Here is a 26182-nt window from a genome sequence, read left to right as displayed (position 1 = left end):
GGCCCGTCGCCTTGTCGGGCGTTGGTGCGGGGCGTTGTCGGTGGCACCCGATAGCCTGCACAAACAGGCGATCGAAGGGAGGGGCGCGTGCGCGTGTTGGGGGTGGACCCCGGGCTGACGCGGTGCGGTGTCGGCGTGGTGGAGGGGGTGGCGGGCCGGCCGCTCACCATGCTCGGCGTCGGGGTCGTACGGACACCCGCGGACGCCGACCTGAGCCTGCGGCTGCTCGCCGTCGAGCAGGGCATCGAGGAGTGGCTGGACGAGCACCGGCCCGAGTTCGTCGCCGTCGAGCGCGTCTTCAGCCAGCACAACGTGCGCACGGTGATGGGCACCGCCCAGGCCAGCGCCGTCGCCATGCTGTGCGCCGCCCGGCGGGGCATCCCCGTCGCCCTGCACACCCCCAGCGAGGTCAAGGCCGCCGTCACCGGCAGCGGCCGCGCCGACAAGGCCCAGGTCGGGGCCATGGTCACCCGCCTGCTGCGGCTCAGCGCCCCGCCGAAGCCGGCCGACGCCGCCGACGCACTCGCCCTCGCCATCTGCCACATCTGGCGCGCCCCCGCCCAGAACCGGCTCCAGCAGGCCGTCGCCCGGCACACAGTCCACGCAACGAAAGGCCGTACGGCATGATCGCGTTCGTCAGCGGCCCGGTCGCCGCCCTCGCCCCCGACTCCGCGGTGGTCGAGGTGGGCGGCATCGGCATCGCCGTCCAGTGCACCCCGAACACGCTCTCCGGCCTCCGCATGGGCCGGCAGACCAAGCTCGCCACCTCTTTGGTGGTGCGCGAGGACTCGCTGACCCTGTACGGCTTCGCGGACGACGACGAGCGCCAGGTCTTCGAACTGCTGCAGACCGCGAGCGGTGTGGGACCCCGCCTCGCCCAGGCGATGCTCGCCGTGCACACGCCGGACGCACTGCGCCGCGCCGTCGCCACCGGTGACGAGAAGGCCCTCACCGCGGTCCCCGGCATCGGCAAGAAGGGCGCGCAGAAGCTGCTGCTCGAGCTGAAGGACCGGCTCGGTGCCCCCACCGGCGCCCCCGCGGTCGGAGCCCCGGTCACCCAGGGCTGGCGCGACCAGCTGCACGCGGCTCTCATCGGACTCGGCTACGCCACCCGTGAGGCCGAGGAGGCCGTGGCCGCCGTGGCGCCGCAGGCCGAGGCGGCGGGCGGCACACCCCAGGTGGGCGTGCTGCTGAAGGCCGCCCTGCAGACCCTGAACCGAGCCCGCTGACCCCCATAGCCGAAGGCACATCACATGAACTGGGACGACACGACCGACAGCGCTGCCGATGAGCAGCCCGTCGGCCCCGCCGCGGAGCGGCTGGTGGGCTCTGTCGCCGACCGTGAGGACCAGGCCGTCGAGGCTGCTCTGCGCCCCAAGGACCTCGGCGAGTTCATCGGCCAGGAGAAGGTGCGCGAACAGCTCGACCTGGTGCTGCGCGCCGCACGCGCGCGCGGGGCGACCGCCGACCACGTGCTGCTCTCCGGCGCGCCCGGACTGGGCAAGACCACGCTGTCGATGATCATCGCGGCCGAGATGGGCGCCCCCATCCGCATCACCTCCGGCCCGGCCATCCAGCACGCCGGCGACCTCGCCGCGATCCTCTCCTCCCTCCAGGAGGGCGAGGTCCTCTTCCTGGACGAGATCCACCGCATGTCCCGGCCCGCCGAGGAGATGCTGTACATGGCCATGGAGGACTTCCGCGTCGACGTCATCGTCGGCAAGGGCCCCGGCGCCACCGCCATCCCCCTGGAGCTGCCCCCGTTCACCCTGGTCGGCGCCACCACGCGCGCGGGCCTGCTGCCGCCCCCGCTGCGCGACCGCTTCGGCTTCACCGCGCACATGGAGTTCTACGAGCCCGCCGAGCTGGAGCGGGTCGTGCACCGCTCGGCACACCTGCTCGACGTCGAGATCGAGCCGAACGGCGCCGCCGAGATCTCCGGCCGCTCCCGCGGCACGCCCCGTATCGCCAACCGCCTGCTGCGCCGCGTGCGCGACTACGCGCAGGTCAAGGCCGACGGCGTGATCACCCGCGAGATCGCCGCGGCCGCCCTCGCCGTCTACGAGGTCGACGCGCGCGGCCTCGACCGCCTCGACCGGGCCGTCCTGGAGGCGCTGCTGAAGCTGTTCGGCGGCGGTCCGGTGGGCCTGTCCACGCTCGCCGTCGCGGTGGGGGAGGAGCGCGAGACCGTCGAGGAGGTCGCCGAACCTTTCCTGGTCAGGGAGGGTCTGCTGGCCCGAACCCCACGGGGCCGGGTCGCCACTCCCGCGGCCTGGGCGCACCTCGGACTGACCCCGCCCCGCTCGTCGGCGGGGGGAAACGGACAACAGGACCTGTTCGGGGCGTGACCGCTCCGTGACGGCGAGGGCAATGGCGGGGGCAGGAACCCAGGTGCCATGCTGAGCGTTGTTCCATGCACGCGGACTCGCTTAGACTCCGCCGATGCCGCCCTTGCGGGTGGCGCCGACCAACCCCCATCCATCAGGCCGCTCACCGCGCGGTCGCGCGAAGGAAATTCCGTCCCGTGAATGCCTTTACCCTTCTCCCCTTCATCGTGCTCATCGCGGCCATGTTCCTGATGACGCGCTCGGCCAAGAAAAAGCAGCAGCAGGCCGCAAACATGCGGAACGAGATGCAGCCCGGCTCCGGTGTCCGCACCATCGGGGGGATGTACGCGACGGTCAAGGAGGTCAACGAGGACACCGTCCTCCTCGACGCCGGCCCCGGCGTCGACCTCCTCTTCGCCAAGAACGCGATCGGCGCCGTCCTCACGGACGACGAGTACAACCGCATCGTCCACGGCATCGAGCACGACCTGAAGTCCGACGCCGGCATCGTCCCGGACGACGCCTCCTCCCTCACCGAGACCGACGAGTCTGCCGACGCCGCTGCCGCCGCCTCCGACGACAAGGCCGTCGACCTCGGTAAGAAGGACGCCGACGAGGACAAGGCCGACGAGGCCCCCGAGGCCGCCGAGGCCAAGGCGGACGAAGAGCCGAAGAAGACCGACGGCGACACCGACGCGAAGTAGTCACGTCCGGGGTGCGGGGCGCGGACCGACCGCACCCCGAGCACCCCGGGCGCGTCTGTTTTCCGCACGGGAGCCCGACACCATGTCATGGCCGACCGCGCCGACCGGGCGCGGGGCGGCCCGAGAGGGAGTACGAGAAGGTGGCAGCACCTAAGAAGGGCCGGAGCGCGAGCGCCCAGAGCAAGCCAGGGCGCTCGCTGGCCCTCATCCTGATCGCCATCGTGGCGCTGACCGGGGGGATGTTCGCCTCCGGGCACAAGACTCCGCGTCTCGGCATCGACCTCGCCGGTGGTACGAGCATCACGCTCAAGGCGAAGGCCGACCAGGGGTCCGCGATCAACAAGGCCAACATGGACACCGCGGTCGACATCATGAACCGCCGTGTCAACGGCCTGGGCGTCTCCGAGGCGGAGGTGCAGACCCAGGGGAACGATCACATCATCGTGAACATCCCCAAGGGCACCAACTCCAAGGAGGCCCAGCAGCAGGTCGGCACCACCGCCAAGCTGTACTTCCGCCCGGTGCTCGCCAGCGAGCCCACGGGGGCCGCCGCGAAGCCCTCGCCGAGCGCGTCCCCCAGCGGCAGCGGCTCGCCGAGCCCGTCGAGCAGCGCCTCCGCCAAGGAGAAGGCCTCCTCGTCCTCCTCCGGGTCCCCGACGCCGACGGCCACCGCCACCTCGCAGGGCCGCGCGGTCACCGACGCCCTGAAGGACGACGCCACGCCGTCGCCGTCCGGCTCCCCGAGCGCCACGTCCTCGCCGAGCCCGTCCGCGTCGTCCTCCGGCGGCACGGCCGACACCACCAAGCTCCAGGCGCAGTACGCCGCGCTGGACTGCTCCAAGCCCGCCCAGCGGGCCAATGCCGGCAAGGGCGCCAAGCCCGGCGAGATCACCGTGGCCTGCGGTGAGAACGACAAGGTCTGGTACAAGTACCTGCTCGGCCCGGCCGCCGTGGACGGCACCGAGGTCAAGAAGGCCCAGGCTGTGATCGACACCCAGGGTGCCGCCGGCTGGCAGGTCCAGATGAACTTCACCTCCAGCGGGTCGAAGAAGTTCGCGGACATCACCGAGAAGCTGTCCAAGAACCAGTCCCCGCAGAACGAGTTCGGCATCGTCCTCGACGGCCAGGTCGTCTCCAGCCCGTTCGTCCAGTCGGCCATCTCGGGCGGCCAGGCGGAGATCTCGGGCCGCTTCACGCAGCAGGAGGCGCAGAGCCTCGCCAACATGCTGTCGTACGGCGCGCTGCCGCTGTCGTTCAAGGAGGAGACCGTCACCACGGTGACCGCCGCGCTCGGTGGTGAGCAGCTGCACGCCGGTCTGCTCGCGGGCGCGATCGGCCTCGCTCTGGTCGTGATCTACCTGGTCGCCTACTACCGCGGTCTGTCGATCGTGGCCATGGCGTCCCTGCTGGTCTCCGCGATCCTCACCTACGTGCTCATGGCGCTGCTCGGCCCGGCCATCGGCTTCGCGCTGAACCTGCCGGCCGTCTGCGGTGCCATCGTCGCCATCGGTATCACCGCGGACTCGTTCATCGTGTACTTCGAACGCATCCGGGACGAGATCCGTGAGGGCCGCACGCTGCGTCCCGCCGTCGAGCGGGCCTGGCCGCGCGCCCGGCGCACGATCCTGGTCTCCGACTTCGTGTCGTTCCTCGCCGCCGCGGTGCTGTTCATCGTCACCGTCGGCAAGGTGCAGGGCTTCGCGTTCACGCTCGGCCTGACCACCGTGCTCGACGTGGTCGTCGTCTTCTTCTTCACCAAGCCGCTGATGACTCTGCTCGCCCGCCGCAAGTTCTTCGCGAACGGCCACAAGTGGTCCGGACTCGACCCGAAGAGCCTGGGTGCCCAGCCGCCGCTGCGCCGCACCCGCCGTCCCGCCGGTCCCGCCGCCGGCCCTGTCGACCCGAAGGAGGCGTGAGCGATGTCGAAACTCGGCAACCTCGGCGCTCGACTGCACCGCGGCGAGATCAGCTACGACTTCGTCGGCAAGCGCAAGATCTGGTACGGCATCTCCATCCTGATCACCATCACGGCCATCCTCGGCCTGGCGGTGCGCGGCCTGAACATGGGCATCGAGTTCCAGGGCGGCGCGGTCTTCACCACGCCGACGGCGATGAGCACGTCGGTCGCGCAGGCGGAGGACTACGCGAAGTCCGCCTCCGGCCATGAAGCGGTCGTGCAGAAGCTCGGCAACGGCAGCCTGCGCATCCAGATCGCCGGTATCGACACCGACAAGTCGGACCAGATCAAGCAGACGCTGGCCAAGGACCTGAACCTCGACCCGGAGAAGCTCGCCGCCGACCTGGTCGGCCCGAGCTGGGGCGAGCAGATCGCCAGCAAGGCCTGGGAGGGCCTGGCGATCTTCATGGTGCTCGTGGTGATCTACCTGGCGATCGCCTTCGAGTGGCGCATGGCCGTCGCGGCCCTCGTCGCGCTGATCCACGACATCACCATCACGACCGGTATCTACGCCCTGGTCGGCTTCGAGGTCACACCCGGTACGGTCATCGGTCTGCTGACGATCCTCGGTTACTCGCTCTACGACACGGTCGTCGTCTTCGACAGCCTCAAGGAGCAGACGAAGGACATCACCAAGCAGACCCGCTGGACGTACAGCGACATCGCCAACCGGTCGATCAACGGCACGCTGGTCCGCTCCATCAACACCACCGTGGTCGCGCTGCTGCCGGTGGCGGGCCTGCTGTTCATCGGTGGCGGCTTCCTCGGGGCCGGCACGCTGAACGACATCTCGCTGTCGCTGTTCGTCGGCCTCGCGGCCGGTGCGTACTCCTCGATCTTCATCGCCACGCCGCTCGTCGCCGACCTCAAGGAGTCCGAGCCGGCGATGAAGGCGCTCCGCAAGCGGGTCCTCGCCAAGCGCGCCCAGGCCGCCGCCGAGGAGGGCTTCGCGGACGCGCGGTCCGCCGCCGGTGACGAGTCCGAGGACGCCGCTCCCGCCGTGGTGGGTCCGCGCAACCAGCCGGCGTCCCGCACCCGGGGCCGCGGCCGACCCTCCGGGAAGCGTCGATGACCGAGCTCGCGGAGATCACGCCGTTGCTGCTCAGCCGCATCCGTGACGTGGCGGACTACCCGGAGCCCGGCGTGATGTTCAAGGACATCACGCCGCTCCTGGCGGACCCGGCCGCTTTCACGGCCCTCACGGACGCGCTGGCCGAGATCGCCGTCGACACCGGCGCGACCAAGGTCGTCGGCCTGGAGGCCCGGGGCTTCATCCTCGGTGCCCCGGTCGCGGTCCGCGCCGGCCTCGGCTTCATCCCGGTGCGCAAGGCGGGCAAGCTCCCCGGAGCGACCCTGCGTCAGGCGTACGACCTGGAATACGGCTCGGCGGAGATCGAGGTGCACGCGGAGGACCTGTCCTCCGGCGACCGTGTGCTGATCGTGGACGACGTCCTCGCGACCGGTGGCACCGCGGAGGCCGCGATCCAGCTCATCCACCGGGCGGGCGCCGAGGTCTCCGGCCTCGCGGTGCTCATGGAGCTAGGCTTCCTGGACGGCCGCGCCCGTCTGGAACCGGCGCTGAAGGGGGCACCGCTCCAGGCGCTGCTCCAGATCTGACAGCTCTGACGGAACCGGGCACCAGGTGCTCCACGGCCGCTCCGGCACCACCGGGGCGGCCGTCGGCGTTCCCGTGGGGGACACGCGCCGCACGCCGGGAAATCACCTCGGAGCCACCTCCCGGAATCCCGACCCCGTCCCTCGTGTTGCAGGGGTATACGGTCCTCACATCCGCCTGAAGGCGATGAGCGGGCTCAGGATCGCTACCATGGGGTTTCCGGAGCCTGACCGGGGGACCCGGATCGCGCACGAGGAGTCCTCTTGCCAGACGAGGCCCAGCCACTGACCGCCGCCAAGCCCGAGCCAGCCTCGGCACCCGCGGCCAAGCCCGCGCCGAACGTGTCGCAAGCGAAGAATGACACCCGCGGGGCGGTCGAGCACGCCCAGTCCACGCCCGTGGAGAAGGCTGCCGAGGTGGCGCGCCCCAAACCGTCCCCCACTCCCGACTCCGCTCGAGCGGGGGGAGCCCCGTCGCCCGGGCGTCCGGCCGCCAACCAGCCCGCCCGCAGCGGCTCCTCCAACCGCGTCCGCGCGCGCCTCGCCCGCCTCGGTGTCCAGCGCGCGAACCCGTACAACCCCGTGCTGGAGCCGCTGCTGCGGATAGTGCGCAGCAACGACCCGAAGATCGAGAACTCGACGCTCCGGCAGATCGAGCGTGCCTACCAGGTCGCCGAGCGCTGGCACCGGGGGCAGAAGCGCAAGAGCGGCGACCCGTACATCACGCATCCGCTCGCCGTCACCACCATCCTCGCCGAGCTGGGCATGGACCCGGCCACCCTCATGGCGGGCCTGCTGCACGACACCGTCGAGGACACCGAGTACGGCCTGGACGACCTGCGCCGCGACTTCGGCGACGTCGTCGCCCTCCTCGTGGACGGCGTCACCAAGCTGGACAAGGTCAAGTTCGGCGAGGCCGCGCAGGCCGAGACCGTGCGCAAGATGGTCGTCGCGATGGCCAAGGACCCCCGGGTCCTGGTGATCAAGCTCGCCGACCGCCTGCACAACATGCGCACCATGCGCTACCTCAAGCGCGAGAAGCAGGAGAAGAAGGCGCGCGAGACGCTGGAGATCTACGCGCCCCTCGCCCACCGCCTGGGCATGAACACCATCAAGTGGGAGCTGGAGGACCTCGCGTTCGCGATCCTCTACCCCAAGATGTACGACGAGATCGTACGGCTGGTGGCCGAGAGGGCACCGAAGCGTGACGAGTACCTGGCCATAGTGACCGACGAGGTCCAGGCCGACCTGCGCGCCGCCCGCATCAAGGCGACCGTCACCGGACGCCCGAAGCACTACTACAGCGTCTACCAGAAGATGATCGTCCGCGGTCGCGACTTCGCGGAGATCTACGACCTGGTGGGGATCCGTGTACTTGTCGACACGGTCCGCGACTGCTACGCCGCCCTCGGCACCGTGCACGCGCGATGGAACCCGGTCCCCGGCCGGTTCAAGGACTACATCGCGATGCCCAAGTTCAACATGTACCAGTCGCTGCACACGACGGTCATCGGGCCCAACGGCAAGCCCGTCGAACTGCAGATCCGCACGTTCGACATGCACCGCCGTGCCGAGTACGGCATCGCCGCGCACTGGAAGTACAAGCAGGAGGCCGTCGCCGGCGCCTCCAAGGTCCGCACCGACGTGCCCAAGGCGGGCAAGGGCAAGGACGACCACCTCAACGACATGGCGTGGCTGCGCCAGCTGCTCGACTGGCAGAAGGAGACCGAGGACCCCGGCGAGTTCCTGGAGTCCCTGCGCTTCGACCTGTCCCGCAACGAGGTCTTCGTCTTCACGCCCAAGGGCGACGTCATCGCGTTGCCTGCCGGCGCGACCCCGGTCGACTTCGCGTACGCCGTCCACACCGAGGTCGGCCACCGCACCATAGGAGCGCGGGTCAACGGCAGGCTCGTACCGCTCGAATCCACCCTGGACAACGGCGACCTGGTGGAGGTCTTCACCTCCAAGGCGCCCGGCGCGGGTCCGTCCCGGGACTGGCTCGGGTTCGTCAAGTCGCCGCGCGCCCGCAACAAGATCCGGGCCTGGTTCTCCAAGGAGCGCCGCGACGAGGCGATCGAGCAGGGCAAGGACGCCATCGTCCGCGCCATGCGCAAGCAGAACCTGCCGATCCAGCGCATCCTCACCGGCGACTCCCTCGTCACGCTCGCGCACGAGATGCGCTACTCCGACATCTCCGCGCTCTACGCGGCGATCGGCGAGGGCCATGTCTCCGCGCAGAACATCGTGCAGAAGCTCGTCCAGGCGCTCGGCGGCGAGGAGGCGGCCACCGAGGAGATCGACGAGGCCGTCCCGCCGACCCGTACCCGCGGCCGCAAGCGCCGCTCCAGCGCCGACCCCGGCGTCGTGGTCAAGGGCGTCGACGACGTGTGGGTCAAGCTGGCCCGCTGCTGCACGCCCGTCCCCGGCGACCCGATCATCGGCTTCGTCACGCGGGGCAGCGGTGTATCGGTTCACCGCAGCGACTGCGTCAACGTGGAGTCTCTGTCCCGTGAGCCGGAGCGCATCCTCGACGTCGAGTGGGCGCCCACCCAGTCCTCGGTCTTCCTGGTCGCCATCCAGGTCGAGGCGCTGGACCGCTCCCGCCTGCTGTCGGACGTCACCCGCGTCCTGTCCGACCAGCACGTCAACATCCTCTCCGCGGCCGTCCAGACCTCCCGCGACCGGGTGGCCACCTCCCGCTTCACCTTCGAGATGGGCGACCCGAAGCACCTCGGCCACGTCCTGAAGGCCGTACGGGGCGTGGAGGGCGTGTACGACGTCTACCGTGTGACCTCGGCACGCAGCCGGGCGTAGACGGTCGTAGGACACCCACGCACGAGAAAGAGCCCCGTACGCCACGTACGGGGCCCTTCTCGATGCGCAGCGGGATCTTAGCCGCCGAACTCCTGCAGGCCCTTCAGAGCCTGGTCCAGGAGCGCCTGACGGCCCTCCAGCTCACGCTCCAGCTTGTCGGCCTTGGAGTTGTTGCCCTGGGCGCGTGCCTGCTCGATCTGCGCCCTCAGCTTGTCCACGGCGGCCTGCAGCTGACCGGTCAGCCCCTCGGCACGCGCGCGCGCCTCCGGGTTGGTCCGGCGCCACTCGGCCTCCTCGGCCTCCTGGATGGCCCGCTCGACGGCGTGCATCCGGCCCTCGACCTTCGGCCGCGCGTCCCGCGGGACGTGACCGATGGCCTCCCAGCGCTCGTTGACCGAGCGGAAGGCGGCCCGGGCGGCCTTGAGGTCCGTGACCGGGAGGATCTTCTCGGCCTCCTCGGCCAGCTCCTCCTTGAGCTTCAGGTTCTCCGACTGCTCGGCGTCGCGCTCGGCGAAGACCGAGCTGCGGGCGGCGAAGAACACGTCCTGGGCGCCGCGGAAGCGGTTCCACAGGTCGTCCTCGTGCTCGCGCTGGGCGCGGCCCGCGGCCTTCCAGTCCGCCATCAGCTCGCGGTAGCGCGCCGCCGTCGGACCCCAGTCCGTCGAACCGGACAGCGACTCGGCCTCGGCGACCAGCCGCTCCTTGGTCTTGCGGGCCTCCTCGCGCTGCGCGTCCAGCTGCGCGAAGTGACCCTTGCGACGCTTGGAGAACGCCGACCGGGCGTGCGAGAAGCGGTGCCACAGCTCGTCGTCGGACTTGCGGTCCAGCCGCGGCAGCCCCTTCCAGGTGTCCACCAGCGCCCGCAGCCGCTCACCTGCGGCCCGCCACTGGTCGGACTGCGCCAGCTGCTCGGCCTCGGTGACCAGGTCCTCCTTGGCCTTGCGGGCCTCGTCGGACTGCTTGGCCCGCTGGACCTTGCGCTCCTCGCGCCGGGCCTCGACCGTCGCCACGAGCTTGTCGAGACGGGCCCGCAGCGCCTCCAGGTCACCCACCGCGTGGTGCGCGTCCACCTGCTCGCGCAGGTGGTCGATCGCGGTCTGGGCGTCCTTCGCGGAGAGGTCCGTCGTCTGCACTCGCTTCTCGAGGAGGCCGATCTCGACAACCAGGCCCTCGTACTTGCGCTCGAAGTAGGCAAGCGCCTCCTCAGGGGAGCCGGCCGCCCAGGAACCGACGACCTGCTCGCCGTCGGCCGTACGCACGTACACGGTCCCCGTCTCGTCGACGCGGCCCCACGGGTCGCTGCTCACAGCGCCTCCTCCACATGATGCCCGCGGGGGCCTCGGCGCCCCCGGGCATCGTCCACAGTTTCGTCACGGCCAACATAGGCGACCAGCGGGTTGCCTGTCCGCATCCAGCGCGACCGAAATTCCGCAGTTGGCCGTGTTGAGCGCCGGTTACGGCGTCAGGACTTGGTGACCGTCGCCTTGTTGATCACGACCGTAGCGTTCGGGGCACCGTCACCGGCACCCGTGTTCTCGCCCGCGGCCGCGATCTTGTCCAGCACCTTCAGGCCCGCCGCGTCGATCGTGCCGAACGGCGTGTAGCTGGGCGGCAGCGGGCTGTCCTTGTAGACGAGGAAGAACTGGCTCCCGCCGGTGTGCTTCTGACCGGTGTTGGCCATCGCCACCGTGCCCGCCGGGTACTTGTTGCCCTTCAGGCTCGCGTCCTTCAGGTTCTCGTCCGGGATCGTGTAGCCCGGGCCGCCGCTGCCGACGCCCGTCGGGTCGCCGCACTGCAGCACGTAGATGCCGTTCGTGGTCAGGCGGTGGCACTTGGTGTGGTCGAAGAAGCCCTTGCCCGCCAGGAAGTCGAACGAGTTCACGGTGTGCGGCGCGGCCGACGTCTTCAGCGCGATGCCGATGTCACCGCACGTCGTCGCGAGCTTCATCGTGTACTTCGCCGACGTGTCGATCGACATCGCCGGCTCCTTCTTCCAGGTCTCCTTCGCGATGGAGCCGGCGGCCGGCTTCGCGCAGGGGTCCGGCGCCTTGCTGCTCGGCGTGGCGCTCGGCGTGACGTCGGCGCTCGCGTTGGTCTTCTTGTCGTCGTCGTTCTTGAGTACACCGGTCGTGTACAGCGCGACACTGCCGATCACGACCACGCCCAGTACCGACGCGATCACGGAGTTGCGCATATTCGCCTTGCGCCGCGCGCTGGTGCGTCGCTGCTGCTGCCGCAAGAACTTCTCCCGGGCGAGCTGACGCCGCCGCTGCTCCTGGCTGACCACCGGGTTCTCTCCTCATGCGTGTCGTGTGTCGACCGGTACGCGTGCGACCTGTGAGCCGACAGCTGCGTGTAGCCCCGTACCGTATATGGGTTGGCTGAGGAAACGGCAGCGCCGGTAGTCTCTGGACCACGGGCTGCCTGCCCGTAAGCCCTCCCGTATCGACACAACGAAGGACGATCGTGCTCATTGCCGGGTTCCCCGCCGGGGCCTGGGGGACGAACTGTTATCTCGTCGCCCCCGCCGCCGGTGAGGAGTGCGTGATCATCGACCCGGGCCACCAGGCCGCCCAGGGCGTCGAGGAAGCGCTGAAGAAGCATCGGCTCAAGCCCGTCGCCGTCGTCCTCACCCATGGCCACATCGATCATGTGGCCTCGGTCGTCCCCGTGTGCGGCGCGCACGACGTACCGGCCTGGATCCACCCCGAGGACCGGTACATGATGAGCGACCCCGAGAAGGGGATCGGCCGGTCCATCGGCATGCCGCTCATGGGCGAGCTGACCGTGGGGGAGCCGGACGACGTCAAGGAGCTGACCGACGGCGCGAGGCTCGCGCTCGCCGGGATGGAGTTCTCCGTCGCGCACGCACCGGGCCATACCAGGGGGTCGGTGACCTTCCAGATGCCCGAAGCCCGCGACGGATCAGACATCCCCTCGGTCTTCTTCTCCGGGGATCTGCTGTTCGCCGGCTCCGTCGGACGCACCGACCTTCCGGGTGGCTCCATGGAGGACATGCTCGACTCGCTGGCCCGCGTGTGCCTGCCGCTCGAGGACTCCACCGTGGTGCTGTCCGGCCACGGCCCCCAGACGACCATCGGCCAGGAGCGCGCCACCAACCCCTATCTGCGGCAGGTGGCGGCCGGCCAGGGAGCCTCCCAGGCTCCCCGACGAGGAATGTGACGAGAGAGCTTCCGTGAGCACCTTTCAGGCCCCCAAGGGCACCTACGACCTGATTCCGCCGGACTCCGCCAAGTACCTGGCGGTCCGCGAGGCGATCGCGGCCCCGCTGCGCAACTCCGGCTACGGCTACATCGAGACTCCCGGCTTCGAGAGCGTCGAACTCTTCGCACGCGGTGTGGGTGAGTCCACCGACATCGTCACCAAGGAGATGTACGCCTTCGAGACCAAGGGCGGCGACAGGCTGGCCCTGCGTCCGGAGGGCACGGCGTCCGTCCTGCGCGCGGCCCTGGAGGCCAACCTGCACAAGGCGGGCAACCTCCCGGTCAAGCTCTGGTACTCCGGCTCGTACTACCGCTACGAGCGCCCCCAGAAGGGCCGTTACAGGCACTTCTCCCAGGTCGGCGCCGAGGCGATCGGCGCCGAGGACCCGGCGCTGGACGCCGAGCTGATCATCCTCGCCGACCAGGCGTACCGCTCCCTGGGCCTCAGCAACTTCCGCATCCTGCTGAACAGCCTGGGCGACAAGGAGTGCCGTCCGGTCTACCGGGCCGCGCTGCAGGACTTCCTGGGCGGCCTGGACCTCGACGAGGACACCCAGCGCCGCACCGAGATCAACCCGCTGCGCGTGCTCGACGACAAGCGGGAGTCGGTCCAGAAGCAGCTGGGCGGCGCCCCGCTCCTGCGTGACTACCTGTGCGACGCCTGCAAGACGTACCACGAGGAGGTGCGCGAGCTGATCTCCGCGGCGGGCGTGTCCTTCGAGGACGACCCGAAGCTGGTGCGCGGCCTGGACTACTACACCCGCACCACCTTCGAGTTCGTACACGACGGTCTGGGCTCCCAGTCCGCGGTGGGCGGCGGCGGGCGCTACGACGGTCTGTCCGAGATGATCGGCGGCCCCGCGCTGCCGTCCGTCGGCTGGGCCCTCGGCGTCGACCGCACCGTCCTCGCCCTGGAGGCCGAGGGTGTCGAGCTGGACATCCCGTCCGCGACCAGCGTCTACGCGGTGCCGCTCGGCGAGGAGGCCCGCCGGGTCCTGTTCGCGAAGGTCACCGAGCTGCGCAAGGCCGGTGTCGCCGCGGACTTCTCCTACGGCGGCAAGGGCCTCAAGGGCGCCATGAAGAACGCCAACCGCAGCGGGGCCCGCTACGCGATCGTCGCCGGCGAGCGCGACCTCACCGACGGCGTCGTGCAGCTCAAGGACATGGAGTCCGGCGAGCAGACGGCGGTCGGCGTGGACGACGTCGTGGCCGAGCTGCGGTCGCGGCTCGGCTAGCCGCACCCGCGCGTGGGCGCCGGATGCCCCCTGGGGGTGTCCGGCGCCTTCGTCGTCGTCGGGTACGGGCGCTGTCCGGAACCGAACGGACGGGACCCGTCGTACGTACATCCTTATGCGGAGCGAACGGTGCGCACCCGGGTGTGTGCGGCACAATGTCCGGTGCCCGAAGATGGTCCAACTCTCAAGTGACGGAATCGGCGTGATGAGCAAGACGACAGTCAAGGACGTCTCCACGGAGCCCGGGCCCGAGCGCGCCGTCGACGCGCCCCGCACGGTGGGCGGCAGTCGCGCCTTCGCCCTGCTGCTGGTGATCACCGGTGCCGCCGGACTGCTCGCCGCCTGGGTCATCACGATCGACAAGTTCAAGCTGCTGGAAGCCAAGGTCGAGGGCAAGACGTTCACCCCCGGGTGCAGCCTCAACCCGGTCGTCTCCTGCGGCAGCGTCATGGAGAGCAAGCAGGCCGCCGCCTTCGGTTTCCCCAACCCGATGCTCGGCCTGGTCTGCTACGGCATCGTCATCTGCGTCGGCGTGAGCCTGCTGGCCCGCGCCCGCTTCCCGCGCTGGTACTGGCTGACCTTCAACTCCGGCACGCTGTTCGGCGTCGCGTTCTGCACCTGGCTGCAGTTCCAGTCCCTGTACCGGATCAACGCGCTGTGCCTGTGGTGCTCGCTCGCCTGGGTCGCCACCATCACCATGTTCTGGTACGTCACCTCGTTCAACATCCGCAACGGCTTCCTGCCGTCCCCGCGCTGGCTGAAGTCCTTCTTCGGCGAGTTCACCTGGGTCGTGCCGGTCCTGCACGTCGGGATCATCGGCATGCTGATCCTGACCCGCTGGTGGGACTTCTGGACCAGCTGACGTCCCGGGCCGCGTTGTCAGTGGCGTGACATAGGGTTTCGGGTGTGGAAGCCGACCTGTTCACCGCCGCAGCAGAGGAACGCCAGGAGAAGGACCCGGCCGGCAGCCCCCTGGCGGTCCGCATGCGCCCGCGCACCCTCGACGAGGTGGTGGGCCAGCAGCACCTGCTCAAGCCGGGATCCCCGCTGCGCAGACTGGTCGGCGAGGGCAGCGGCGGCCCGGCCGGACCCTCCTCGGTGATCCTCTGGGGCCCGCCCGGCACCGGCAAGACGACCCTCGCCTACGTCGTCTCCAAGGCGACCGACAAGCGGTTCGTGGAGCTGTCCGCGATCACCGCGGGCGTCAAGGAGGTCCGTGCGGTCATCGACGGGGCCCGCCGCGCCACCGGCGCCTTCGGCAAGGAGACCGTCCTCTTCCTGGACGAGATCCACCGCTTCAGCAAGGCCCAGCAGGACTCCCTGCTCCCCGCGGTCGAGAACCGCTGGGTGACCCTGATCGCCGCGACCACGGAGAACCCGTACTTCTCGGTCATCTCCCCGCTGCTGTCGCGCTCCCTCCTCCTCACCCTCGAACCCCTCACCGACGACGACATCCGCGGACTCCTGAAGCGGGCGCTGACCGACGAGCGCGGCCTCAGGGCGGCCGTCACCCTCCCCGAGGACACCGAGGACCACCTCCTGCGCATCGCCGGCGGCGACGCCCGCCGCGCCCTGACCGCCCTGGAGGCCGCCGCCGGGGCCGCCCTCGACCAGGGCGAGCCGGAGATCAGCCTCCGGACCCTGGAACAGACCGTCGACCGGGCCGCGGTGAAGTACGACCGCGACGGCGACCAGCACTACGACGTCGCCAGTGCCCTCATCAAGTCGATCCGCGGCTCCGACGTCGACGCCGCCCTGCACTACCTGGCCCGCATGATCGAGGCCGGCGAGGACCCCCGCTTCATCGCCCGCCGCCTGATGATCTCCGCCAGCGAGGACATCGGCCTGGCCGATCCGGGCGCGCTGCCCATCGCGGTCGCCGCCGCCCAGGCCGTCGCCATGATCGGCTTCCCCGAGGCCGCCCTCACCCTCAGCCACGCCACCATCGCCCTCGCACTCGCCCCCAAGTCCAACGCGGCGACCACCGCGATCGGCGCGGCCATGGAGGACGTACGCAAGGGCCTGGCCGGAGCCGTCCCGCCGCACCTGCGGGACGGGCACTACAAGGGCGCGGCCGAGCTCGGCCACGCGCAGGGGTACGTGTACCCGCACGACCTGCCCGAGGGCATCGCCCGGCAGCAGTACGCCCCGGACGCCCTCAAGGACCGCGAGTACTACACACCGACCCGGCACGGAGCCGAGGCCCGGTACGCGGACGCCGTCGAATGGACCCGCAAGCACCTCGGTCGCAAGCGGTCCTGAGCGCCCTGTAGAATCCCTCGAAGTGCTGAGTCCCGCGCAGTCAGAGCGGGACAGCCAGCCGGAGATCCAGTCCCTCGGGACTGACTCCAGGAGCGTCGCGCACCGTCGAACGGTGTCGCGGGCAGCCCACCACCACCCGGAGCCCCGGGAGAGGTCGGTGGGCCACTCGCGTGCTGCACGTATGTGCCCAGACCAGGGGAACGGCTGCCCGGCAGGTCCGATACGGACCCGGCGGGATTCCCCGGCTGCGGATGCGACCTCCCTCAAAGCTGACAAGCCGAAAACTAGGAAAGAGACAAAAGACAGTGGCGAACCAGTCCCGCCCCAAGGTCAAGAAGTCGCGTGCCCTCGGCATCGCGCTGACCCCGAAGGCCGTCAAGTACTTCGAGGCCCGCCCCTACCCGCCGGGCGAGCACGGCCGCGGCCGCAAGCAGAACTCGGACTACAAGGTCCGTCTGCTCGAGAAGCAGCGCCTGCGCGCTCAGTACGACATCTCCGAGCGCCAGCTGGTCCGCGCCTACGAGCGTGCGTCCAAGGTCCAGGGCAAGACCGGTGAGGCCCTGATCGTCGAGCTGGAGCGCCGTCTCGACGCGCTGGTCCTGCGTTCGGGCATCGCCCGCACGATCTACCAGGCCCGCCAGATGGTCGTCCACGGCCACATCCAGGTCAACGGCCAGAAGGTCGACAAGCCGTCCTTCCGTGTCCGTCCGGACGACGTCGTGCAGGTCCGCGACCGCTCCAAGGACAAGACGCTCTTCCAGATCGCCCGCGAGGGTGGCTTCGCCCCCGACGGTGAGACCCCGCGCTACCTGCAGGTGAACCTCAAGGCCCTGGCGTTCCGCCTGGACCGTGAGCCGAACCGCAAGGAGATCCCGGTGATCTGCGACGAGCAGCTCGTCGTCGAGTACTACGCCCGCTGATCCCAGCCCCGGCGCAGCACCTCAGCCCGCCGTCTCCCCGCCCTTCCGGGTGGGCGAGGCGGCGGGTTCGCGTTTTCCGGCGTCCCCGAGGGCGTGCGACACCGGGCCGCGCGGCGCCGGCTGGGGCTCCCCCCTGCTCGAAGAGCTCGGGGGAGCCTCCAGCGGCCGTACGCCGCCGCCCCCCAGCGCCCTTGCCACGGCCGCGTCGCCGTCCAGCCCCGCCCCCGCGCGCACGCACTCCTCGTACCGCTCGTCGCCGAGCGCCTGCCGGGCCGTCGCCTCGCACAGCTCGTGCGGGGCGTTGTAGTAGGCGGAGCCGAACAGCGGCAGCCCCACCGACGGCCACATCCGGCCCGCGGCGCCCTGCAGCACCGCCGCCTCGGCCGGGTCGCCCTGGGCCGCCGTCACCAGGGCGAGCAGTTCCAGGGACAGCACCGAGCCCAGCAGATCGTGGAAGGTGTGCGCGTTGTCCAGACAGTCCGCGAGCAGCTCCCGCGCGCCGGCCGGATCACCGTCCCGCCAGGCCGCGTAGGCCAGCACGTACAGCGCGTACGACCGTGCCCAGCGCTCGCCGTGGTCCTCGCACACCCGGCGCACGTCCTCGCACAGCCGCACCGCGTCCGCCAGATCTCCCTGGAAGGCCCTCGCCATCGCCAGCTCCACCTGGGCCATCAGCACGTTGCTGTTCAGCTCGCCGATCTCCTGGTACCGCCCGAGGGCCGAGCGCAACAGCGTTTCTGCGCGTGCCATGTCATCCGTGACCAGGGCAAGACAGCCGGTGCGGTGCTCCGCGTACGCCACCGCCGTCCCGTCCGAGACTCGCTCCGCCTGTACCCGGCACTCCCGCAGCGCGGCCAGCGCCGGCACGGTGTCGCCCTGCAGGATCGCCACATAACCGAGCACCCACAGGGCCTTCAGCCGGGACTGCTCGTACTCCGAGTCCAGCTCCACGCTGCGCTCCAGCCAGCGCCGCCCCTCCGACAGCCGTCCGCAGCCGGCCCAGCAGAACCACAGCGAACCCGCCAGGTACTGCCCCAGATGCGCCTCGTCCGGCTCGGTCAGGCAGAACTCCAGGGCGGTGCGCAGGTTCGGCAGCTCGACCTCGACCCGCGCCGCCACCTCGCGCTGCCGGGCCGAGAACCACTCCAGCTCGCACCAGGTCGCCAGGCCCAGGTACCAGTCCCGGTGCCGCCGCCGCAGCCGTACCGCGTCGCCCGCCGCCTCCAGCCAGTCGCCGCCGTAGGCCCGGACCGTGTCCAGCATCCGGTAGCGGGGGCCCGCCGGAGTCTCCTCACGGGACAGGACCGACTGCGCGAGCAGCTCCGTCAGCACGTCCAGGACGTCCTCGGCGTCCAGCCCGTCCCCGCTGCACACGTACTCGGCCGCCTCGAGGTCGAAGGTCTGCGCGAACACCGAGAGCCGCGCCCACAGCAGCCGCTCTGCCGGGGCGCACAGCTCATGGCTCCAGCCGATCGCCGTACGCAGCGCCTGATGGCGGGGGAGAGCGTCCCGGCCGCCGCCGGTCAGCAGCCGGAACCGGTCGTCGAGCCGCTCCAGCAACTGCGCCGGCGACAGCGCCCGCAGCCGCCCCGCGGCCAGTTCCAGGGCCAGCGGGATCCCCTCCAGCCGGCGGCACAGCTCCCGCACCACGGGGCAGTCGTCCGGCTCCGGCCCGTGCTGCCTGGCCCGGTCCGTGAACAGCTCCACCGCCTCGTCCTCGGCGAGCGGGGCCAGCGGGAACAGCCGCTCGCCGGTCAGCCCCAGCGGGCGCCGTCCCACGGCCAGCACCCGCAGCTCCGGCAGCCTGCGCAGCAGTTCGGACACCAGGTCGGCGCAGGCCGCCACCAGGTGCTCGAACCCGTCGAGCACCAGCAGGAATCGGCGGCCGGCGAGACGGTCCAGCAGGGTCTGGCGGGGTAACCGGGTGGTGTGGTCGGTCAGCCCCAGCGCCTCCACGACCGCGTACTCCACGAACTGCGGATCCTGCACGGGCGCCAGCTCGACCCTCGCCCAGGCCCGCGGCGCAGACCGGGCCGCCGCCCGTGCGGCCAGCCGGGACTTGCCCACGCCGCCGACCCCGGTCACCGTCACCAGCCGGGCCGTCTCCATCGCCTCGGCCAGCTCGGCGAGTTCGGCCGAGCGCCCGACGAAAGCGGTGAGTTCAAGGGGCGGAGAGCCGTCCGTGGAGGGGCCGGGGCGCTGAGGTCCTCGCATGGGACACGGAGCGTACTGAACCGTGTTCATTCCGTACAATCGCTTCCCGCAACTCCACCATCCGCCGACCGTAAACCGGTACGGAGCCACACCCGTGGCGCGATAGGCTCGGTGCACTGCTTATTCATGGTTTCGATGTTCAGAGCACGTTTCAGGGAGCGGGTGCGCACAGTGTCCGGTGGAGAGGTGGCCGGGATCCTGGTGGCCGTCTTCTGGGCGATCCTGGTCTCCTTCCTCGCCGTCGCACTGGCGAGGCTGGCCCAGACGCTCAAGGCGACCACCAAGCTCGTGGCGGACGTGACCGAGCAGGCCGTCCCGCTGCTCGCCGACGCCTCCGCGGCCGTGCGCTCCGCGCAGACCCAGATCGACCGGGTCGACGCGATCGCCTCCGACGTCCAGGAAGTCACGTCGAACGCCTCCGCGCTCTCGACCACCGTCGCCTCGACCTTCGGCGGCCCGCTGGTCAAGGTCGCGGCCTTCGGCTACGGCGTGCGCCGGGCGATCGGCGGCCGCAAGGAGAACGTGCCCGCCAAAGAGCCCAGGCGTACCGTGATCGTGGGCCGTACGGTCCCTGCGGCACGCAAGCGGAGCAACCGGGGAAAGAAGGACTGACCGAGCGATGTTCCGCCGTACGTTCTGGTTCACCACGGGTGTCGCCGCAGGTGTGTGGGCCACCACCAAGGTCAACCGCAAGCTGAAGAAGCTGACCCCCGAGAGCCTCGCCGCGACCGCGGCCAACAAGGCCCTGGAGACCGGTCAGCGCCTGAAGGACCGCGCGGTCGGCTTCGCGCTCGACGTCCGCGACAACATGGCGCAGCGGGAGGCCGAGCTGGCGGACGCGCTGGGTATCCAGGAGAACCCCGAACTCCCCGCACCCCGTCGGTACACCGCTGTCGAGAACAGCGACAACCACAGCAACCCGAAGTACATCGAAGCCCCGATGTACTCGTACAACCGGAATGAGGACCACTGATGGAGTCGGCCGAGATTCGCCGCCGCTGGCTGAGCTTCTTCGAGGAGCGCGGGCACACCGTCGTCCCTTCGGCGTCGCTCATCGCGGACGACCCGACTCTGCTCCTCGTCCCCGCCGGCATGGTTCCCTTCAAGCCCTACTTCCTGGGTGAGGTCAAGCCGCCGTTCCCGCGCGCCACCAGCGTGCAGAAGTGCGTGCGCACGCCCGACATCGAAGAGGTCGGCAAGACCACGCGCCACGGCACGTTCTTCCAGATGTGCGGCAACTTCTCCTTCGGCGACTACTTCAAGGAAGGCGCCATCAAGTACGCCTGGGAGCTGCTCACCACGCCCCAGGACAAGGGCGGTTACGGCCTGGAGCCCGACCGTCTGTGGATCACCGTCTACAAGGACGACGACGAGGCCGAGCGCATCTGGCACGAGGTCGTCGGCGTGCCGAAGGAGCGCATCCAGCGCCTCGGCATGAAGGACAACTACTGGTCCATGGGCGTCCCCGGCCCCTGTGGCCCCTGCTCCGAGATCAACTACGACCGCGGCCCCGAGTTCGGCGTCGAGGGCGGCCCCGCCGTCAACGACGAGCGGTACGTGGAGATCTGGAACCTCGTCTTCATGCAGTACGAGCGCGGCGAGGGCATCGGCAAGGACAACTTCGAGATCCTCGGCGAGCTGCCGAGCAAGAACATCGACACGGGCCTCGGCATGGAGCGCCTCGCCATGATTCTGCAGGGCGTGCAGAACATGTACGAGATCGACACCTCCATGGCCGTCATCAAGAAGGCCACCGAGCTGACCGGCGTGGCCTACGGCGACGCCCACGCCTCGGACGTCTCGCTGCGTGTGGTCACCGACCACATGCGTACGTCGGTGATGCTCATCGGCGACGGCGTCACCCCCGGCAACGAGGGCCGCGGCTACGTCCTGCGCCGCATCATGCGCCGCGCCATCCGCAACATGCGTCTGCTGGGCGCCACCGGTCCGGTCGTCAAGGACCTGGTCGACGTCGTCATCGGCATGATGGGCCAGCAGTACCCGGAGCTGGTCACCGACCGCGAGCGCATCGAGAAGGTCGCCCTCGCCGAGGAGAACGCCTTCCTGAAGACGCTGAAGGCCGGCACCAACATCCTCGACACGGCCGTCACCGAGACCAAGCAGGCCGGCTCCTCGGTCCTGCCCGGCGACAAGGCGTTCCTGCTCCACGACACCTGGGGCTTCCCGATCGACCTCACCCTCGAGATGGCCGCCGAGCAGGGGCTGTCCGTGGACGAGGACGGCTTCCGCCGCCTGATGAAGGAGCAGCGGGAGCGCGCCAAGGCCGACGCCCAGGCCAAGAAGACCGGTCACGCCGGTGCCGGTGCCTACCGCGAGATCGCCGACAAGACCGGCGAGACCGACTTCATCGGCTACACCGACACCGAGGGCGAGACCACGATCGTCGGCATCCTCGTCGACGGCGTCTCCTCCCCGGCCGCCACCGAGGGCGACGAGGTCGAGATCGTCCTCGACCGCACCCCGTTCTACGCCGAGGGCGGCGGCCAGATCGGCGACACCGGCCGCATCAAGGTCGACTCCGGTGCCGTCATCGAGATCCGCGACTGCCAGAAGCCGGTCCCCGGTGTGTACGTCCACAAGGGCGTCGTCCAGGTCGGCGAGGTCACCGTCGGCGCCAAGGCCCACGCCTCGATCGACCACCGTCGCCGCAAGGCCATCGCCCGCGCCCACTCGGCCACCCACCTGACCCACCAGGCCCTGCGCGACGCCCTCGGCCCGACGGCCGCCCAGGCCGGTTCCGAGAACCAGCCCGGCCGTTTCCGCTTCGACTTCGGCTCCCCGTCCGCCGTCCCGACGGCCGTGATGACCGACGTCGAGCAGAAGATCAACGAGGTGCTCGCCCGCGACCTCGACGTGCACGCCGAGGTCATGGGCATCGACGAGGCCAAGAAGCAGGGCGCCATCGCCGAGTTCGGCGAGAAGTACGGCGAGCGCGTCCGCGTCGTGACCATCGGCGACTTCTCCAAGGAGCTGTGCGGCGGCACGCACGTGCACAACACCGCCCAGCTGGGCCTGGTGAAGCTGCTCGGCGAGTCCTCCATCGGCTCCGGTGTCCGCCGTATCGAGGCGCTGGTCGGCGTCGACGCCTACAACTTCCTCGCCCGCGAGCACACGGTCGTCGCCCAGCTCCAGGAGCTGATCAAGGGCCGCCCGGAGGAGCTTCCGGAGAAGGTCTCCGCCATGCTCGGCAAGCTGAAGGACGCCGAGAAGGAGATCGAGAAGTTCCGCGCCGAGAAGGTGCTGCAGGCCGCCGCCGGTCTCGTCGAGTCCGCCAAGGACATCAAGGGCGTCGCTCTTGTCACCGGCCGGGTCCCGGACGGCACCACGCCGGACGACCTGCGCAAGCTGGTCCTCGACGTGCGCGGCCGCATCCAGGGCGGCCGGGCCGCCGTGGTCGCCCTGTTCACGGTCAACAACGGCAAGCCGCTGACCGTCATCGCCACCAACGAGGCCGCCCGCGAGCGCGGTCTCAAGGCCGGTGACCTGGTCCGTACCGCCGCCAAGACGCTCGGCGGCGGCGGTGGCGGCAAGCCGGACGTCGCCCAGGGCGGCGGCCAGAACCCGGCTGCGGTCGGCGAGGCCGTGGAGGCCGTCGAGCGCCTCGTCGCCGAGACCGCCAAGTGACAGTGAAGTAAGGAAACGGTCGGAAATGCGCAGAGGACGCCGACTCTCGATCGACGTCGGGGACGCCCGGATCGGGGTCGCCTCGTGCGACCCCGACGGGATCCTCGCCACTCCGGTGGAGACCGTCCCCGGCCGGGACATCCCGGCCGCCCACCGCCGGCTCAGGCAGCTGGTGGAGGAGTACGAACCGATCGAGGTCGTCGTCGGACTCCCTCGTTCCCTCAAGGGGGGCGAGGGCCCGGCTGCCCAGAAGGTACGCGCCTTCGTCCAGGAGCTCGCCAAGGGCATCGACCCGGTGCCGGTCCGGCTGGTCGACGAGCGGATGACGACCGTGACGGCCAGTCAGGGACTGCGCGCCTCGGGGGTGAAATCCAAGAAGGGCCGGGCCGTCATCGACCAGGCAGCAGCCGTCATCATCCTGCAGCAGGCCCTGGAATCCGAACGGGTGTCAGGTAAAGCACCCGGCGAGGGCGTCGAAGTGGTCATCTGATCGCGATACGGTAACGTTCCGCGCGATGCGGCGGTGTTCGAACAGCCGCCGCACAGCAAGAGGCGGAACGGAAGCCGGTCCACCGGCCATGCGACCGTCGGCCTCGCGGCTCTAGGGGATCGATGACTGAGTATGGCCGGGGCCCAGGCTCCGAACCGTGGCATCCGGAGGACCCGTTGTACGGGGACGGCGGATGGGGAGGACAGCAGGCCCACGTCGGCCAGCAGTCCCCCTACGGCGGCCAGCCACAGCAGCAATACCCGCAGCCGCAGCACGGCGACTGGACCCAGGGGCAGCAGTCCGGGTACGACCAGCAGCAGTACCAGTACTACGACGAGCAGAGCCAGCAGCAGTACGGTCAGCAGTACACCGGCCAGGACCAGCAGTACGCGGTGCAGGCCCCGCAGCAGTACCAGCACCAGGGCGGCTGGGAGGCGTCCGGCACGCACGGCCAGGTGCCCTACCCGCCCGACCCGAGCGACCCGTACGGCCAGCAGCCCGCCTCCTACGGCGGGGAAGCGCCCGACTTCTACGGCACCGAGGACGCCTACCCGCCGCCGGTGCCGCCCAGCCGCAGGCGCCCCGAGTCGAAACCGGAACCGGATCCCGAGACCGGCTGGGACCCGGGCGAGGACCGGGGCGAGCACGCCTTCTTCGCCGGAGGCGGCGATGACGACGATGTCGACGACGAGGCGGACAGCCGGTCCGGCCGTGGCGAACGGCGCGGCAAGAAACCGGTCAAGAGCAAGAAGCGGCGCACCGGCTGCGCGTGCATGGTCGTCGTCCTGGTCTTCGGCGGCGGCCTCGGCACGGTCGGCTACTTCGGCTACAAGTACTACCAAAATCGTTTCGGCCCGGCCCCGGACTACGCGGGCAGCGGCAACGGCGAACAGGTCACGGTCTCCATTCCGAAGGGCGCGGGCGGCTGGGAGATCGGTGCGAAGCTGAGGGAGGCGGGCGTCGTCGAGAGCGCGGACGCGTTCGTCTCCGCGCTGCAGGCGAATCCCAAGGGCAAGGGGCTCCAGGAAGGCGTCTATACGCTGGAGAAGCAGATGTCCGCCGCCAGCGCCGTGCAGCTGATGCTCGACCCGAAGAGCCAGAACAATGTGATCGTCACGCCCGGCGAGCGCAACGCCGGTGTCTACGCGGCGATCGACAAGAAACTCCAGCTGTCCACCGGGACCACGCGGAAGCTCGCCAAGCAGGAATACCGGAAGTTCGGTCTGCCGAGCTGGGCGCAGAGGAGCAGCCAGATCCAGGACCCGCTGGAGGGCTTCCTGTTCCCGGGTACCTATGCGGCCGCAAAGGGCATGAAGCCCGACGCGATCCTGAAGCAGATGGTCACCCAGGCCAAGGAGAGGTACGCCGCCTACGACCTGCCGTCGAAGGCGAAGGCGTTGGGCCTGGACAGCGCGTTCCAGCTCATCACGGTCATGAGCCTGGTCCAGGCCGAGGGCAAGACGCACGACGACTTCCGCAAGATGGCCGAAGTGGTCTACAACCGTCTGAAGCCCACGAACACCGAGACGAACCAGTTGCTCCAGTTCGACTCGACGTACAACTACCTCAAGGGCACGAGCAACATCCACATCTCCGAGAAGGAGATCAACAGCAACCAGAGCCCGTACAACACCTATACCCACAAGGGCCTTCCGCCCGGTCCGATCGGAAACCCCGGTGAGGACGCGATGAAGGCGGCACTGAATCCGACGCACGACGGCTGGATGTATTTCGTGGCGACCGACGGTGTGAACAACACCGAATTCGCCAAGACCAACGAAGAATTCGAAAAGCTCAAGGACAAATTCAATGCCTCCTCGGGCAACTGACGCCCGCCGGGCTGCCGTGCTCGGATCGCCCATCGCCCACTCCCTCTCCCCGGTGCTGCACCGGGCTGCCTACGACGCACTCGGACTGACCGACTGGTCGTACGGCCGCTTCGAGATCGACGAGGCCGCCCTGCCCGGCTTCATCGAGGAGCTCGGGCCGGAGTGGGCGGGGCTGTCGCTGACCATGCCGCTGAAGAGGGCGGTCATCCCGCTGGTGGACGAGATCAGCGAGACGGCCGCGTCGGTCGACGCCGTCAACACCGTGGTCTTCACCGAGGACGGCCGCCGCATCGGCGACAACACCGACATCCCGGGCATGGTGGCCGCCCTGCGCGAGCACGGCATCGAACAGGTCGACTCCGCGGCGATCCTCGGTGCCGGCGCCACGGCCTCCTCGGCGCTGGCCGCACTCGCCCGGATCTGCACCGGTGAGGTCGTCGCCTACGTCCGCAGCGAGGCCCGCGCCGCCGAGATGCGCCAGTGGGGCGAGCGGCTCGACGTGGACGTCCGTACGGCGGACTGGGGCGACGCACGGGAGGCCCTGAAGGCACCCCTGGTGATCGCCACCACCCCGGCCGGCACCACCGACGCGCTCGCCACCGCCGTGCCCGAGCGCCCCGCCACCCTCTTCGACGTGCTCTACGACCCGTGGCCCACCGAGCTCGCTGCCCGCTGGTCCATGTTCGGCGGTGCCGTGGTCAGCGGCCTCGACCTGCTGGTCCACCAGGCCGTTCTCCAGGTCGAGCGGATGACGGGCCGCTCCCCGGCCCCCCTGGAGGCCATGCGGCACGCAGGCGAGAAGGCGCTCGCCGCGCGCTGAGCGGCCGCCTCCGTTGCGCCGCCGCGTCCCGCCTGCTGGACCAGCGGCCGGACACCGCCCCCGGACGTGGGAGGATCGGAGGTGGCGGACCGGGGTCGCGCACCCGGTGGCGCCGTCGCCGTACGCG

Annotated in this window: 22 protein-coding genes; 19 read left to right on the top strand and 3 right to left on the bottom strand. The window is 70.1% G+C overall.

All coding sequences use genetic code 11. The features are described 5' to 3' along the window. Positions 1–87: 87 nt before the first annotated feature. From ruvC to FB157_RS18665, 8 genes are all read left to right on the top strand, one after another. Positions 88–627 (top strand): crossover junction endodeoxyribonuclease RuvC, encoded by a 540-nt coding sequence (gene ruvC / locus FB157_RS18710; protein WP_094220709.1) that lies wholly within the window; start codon positions 88–90, stop codon positions 625–627. After that, positions 624–1229: a Holliday junction branch migration protein RuvA gene (ruvA, locus tag FB157_RS18705; RefSeq protein WP_145881164.1), complete on the top strand. Its 606-nt coding sequence runs from the start codon at positions 624–626 to the stop codon at positions 1227–1229. The genes ruvC and ruvA overlap by 4 nt, the downstream gene beginning before the upstream one ends. Before the next feature lie 24 nt (positions 1230–1253). Then, positions 1254–2348 (top strand): Holliday junction branch migration DNA helicase RuvB, encoded by a 1095-nt coding sequence (gene ruvB / locus FB157_RS18700; protein WP_145881162.1) that lies wholly within the window; start codon positions 1254–1256, stop codon positions 2346–2348. Between the two features lie 176 nt (positions 2349–2524). Continuing rightward, positions 2525–3031 carry a preprotein translocase subunit YajC gene (gene yajC, locus FB157_RS18695; RefSeq protein WP_145881160.1) on the top strand — a complete coding sequence of 169 codons (507 nt, stop codon included), beginning with the start codon at positions 2525–2527 and terminating at the stop codon, positions 3029–3031. Between the two features lie 140 nt (positions 3032–3171). Beyond that, on the top strand, positions 3172–4947 hold the full coding sequence (gene secD, locus FB157_RS18685; RefSeq protein ID WP_186581562.1) for a protein translocase subunit SecD: 1776 nt from the start codon (positions 3172–3174) through the stop codon (positions 4945–4947). 3 nt (positions 4948–4950) lie between these two features. Then, a complete protein-coding gene (secF, locus tag FB157_RS18680) occupies positions 4951–6060 on the top strand; it encodes a protein translocase subunit SecF (protein WP_145881156.1) in 1110 nt (369 codons plus the stop codon). Then, positions 6057–6605, top strand: a complete 549-nt coding sequence (locus FB157_RS18675; protein ID WP_145881154.1) for an adenine phosphoribosyltransferase — start codon at positions 6057–6059, stop codon at positions 6603–6605. Before secF ends, FB157_RS18675 begins: the two co-directional genes overlap by 4 nt. Before the next feature lie 261 nt (positions 6606–6866). Beyond that, positions 6867–9416, top strand: a complete 2550-nt coding sequence (locus tag FB157_RS18665; RefSeq protein ID WP_145881150.1) for a bifunctional (p)ppGpp synthetase/guanosine-3',5'-bis(diphosphate) 3'-pyrophosphohydrolase — start codon at positions 6867–6869, stop codon at positions 9414–9416. Positions 9417–9493: 77 nt separating this feature from the next. Here the strand turns inward: FB157_RS18665 and FB157_RS18660 are convergent, their stop codons facing one another. Both FB157_RS18660 and FB157_RS18655 read right to left on the bottom strand, forming a co-directional pair. Next, a complete protein-coding gene (locus FB157_RS18660) occupies positions 9494–10723 on the bottom strand; it encodes a DUF349 domain-containing protein (RefSeq protein WP_145881148.1) in 1230 nt (409 codons plus the stop codon). A gap of 155 nt (positions 10724–10878) precedes the next feature. Further along, a complete protein-coding gene (locus tag FB157_RS18655; protein WP_145881146.1) occupies positions 10879–11703 on the bottom strand; it encodes a peptidylprolyl isomerase in 825 nt (274 codons plus the stop codon). A gap of 179 nt (positions 11704–11882) precedes the next feature. Between FB157_RS18655 and FB157_RS18650 the strand changes: the two genes are divergently transcribed. The 5 genes from FB157_RS18650 to rpsD all read left to right on the top strand — a co-directional run bounded on the left by FB157_RS18650 (position 11883) and on the right by rpsD (position 17057). Beyond that, entirely contained in the window at positions 11883–12599 is a 717-nt protein-coding gene (locus FB157_RS18650; protein WP_145881144.1) for an MBL fold metallo-hydrolase, read from the top strand. Between the two features lie 13 nt (positions 12600–12612). Continuing rightward, positions 12613–13875, top strand: coding sequence for a histidine--tRNA ligase (gene hisS, locus FB157_RS18645; RefSeq protein ID WP_145881142.1), 1263 nt, complete (start codon positions 12613–12615; stop codon positions 13873–13875). Between the two features lie 205 nt (positions 13876–14080). Next, on the top strand, positions 14081–14737 hold the full coding sequence (locus FB157_RS18640) for a vitamin K epoxide reductase family protein (RefSeq protein WP_145881140.1): 657 nt from the start codon (positions 14081–14083) through the stop codon (positions 14735–14737). 44 nt (positions 14738–14781) lie between these two features. Further along, positions 14782–16137 carry a replication-associated recombination protein A gene (locus FB157_RS18635; protein ID WP_145881138.1) on the top strand — a complete coding sequence of 452 codons (1356 nt, stop codon included), beginning with the start codon at positions 14782–14784 and terminating at the stop codon, positions 16135–16137. Between the two features lie 305 nt (positions 16138–16442). Beyond that, positions 16443–17057 (top strand): 30S ribosomal protein S4, encoded by a 615-nt coding sequence (rpsD, locus tag FB157_RS18630; RefSeq protein WP_020938857.1) that lies wholly within the window; start codon positions 16443–16445, stop codon positions 17055–17057. A gap of 21 nt (positions 17058–17078) precedes the next feature. Here rpsD and FB157_RS18625 read toward each other — a convergent pair whose 3' ends face one another. After that, positions 17079–19271, bottom strand: coding sequence for an AAA family ATPase (locus tag FB157_RS18625; protein ID WP_261386368.1), 2193 nt, complete (start codon positions 19269–19271; stop codon positions 17079–17081). Between the two features lie 171 nt (positions 19272–19442). Here FB157_RS18625 and FB157_RS18620 point away from each other — a divergent pair, with 171 nt between their 5' ends. The 6 genes from FB157_RS18620 (at position 19443) to FB157_RS18595 (ending at position 26055) form a co-directional block, all read left to right on the top strand. Next, on the top strand, positions 19443–19883 hold the full coding sequence (locus FB157_RS18620; protein ID WP_145881134.1) for a DUF948 domain-containing protein: 441 nt from the start codon (positions 19443–19445) through the stop codon (positions 19881–19883). A gap of 7 nt (positions 19884–19890) precedes the next feature. Beyond that, positions 19891–20244, top strand: a complete 354-nt coding sequence (locus FB157_RS18615; RefSeq protein WP_145881132.1) for a hypothetical protein — start codon at positions 19891–19893, stop codon at positions 20242–20244. Then, positions 20244–22916 carry an alanine--tRNA ligase gene (gene alaS, locus FB157_RS18610; RefSeq protein ID WP_145881130.1) on the top strand — a complete coding sequence of 891 codons (2673 nt, stop codon included), beginning with the start codon at positions 20244–20246 and terminating at the stop codon, positions 22914–22916. Before FB157_RS18615 ends, alaS begins: the two co-directional genes overlap by 1 nt. 25 nt (positions 22917–22941) lie before the next feature. Next, positions 22942–23406 (top strand): Holliday junction resolvase RuvX, encoded by a 465-nt coding sequence (gene ruvX, locus FB157_RS18605; protein ID WP_145881128.1) that lies wholly within the window; start codon positions 22942–22944, stop codon positions 23404–23406. Positions 23407–23528: 122 nt separating this feature from the next. Then, positions 23529–25235, top strand: coding sequence for an endolytic transglycosylase MltG (mltG, locus tag FB157_RS18600; RefSeq protein WP_145881125.1), 1707 nt, complete (start codon positions 23529–23531; stop codon positions 25233–25235). Next, positions 25216–26055, top strand: a complete 840-nt coding sequence (locus tag FB157_RS18595) for a shikimate dehydrogenase (protein WP_145881123.1) — start codon at positions 25216–25218, stop codon at positions 26053–26055. The genes mltG and FB157_RS18595 overlap by 20 nt, the downstream gene beginning before the upstream one ends. The last annotated feature ends 127 nt before the right edge of the window (positions 26056–26182 follow it).

Source organism: Streptomyces sp. BK340 (assembly GCF_007827595.1).
In the GTDB taxonomy this organism is placed as follows: domain Bacteria; phylum Actinomycetota; class Actinomycetes; order Streptomycetales; family Streptomycetaceae; genus Streptomyces.
This window is presented reverse-complemented; position numbering and strand designations above follow the sequence as displayed.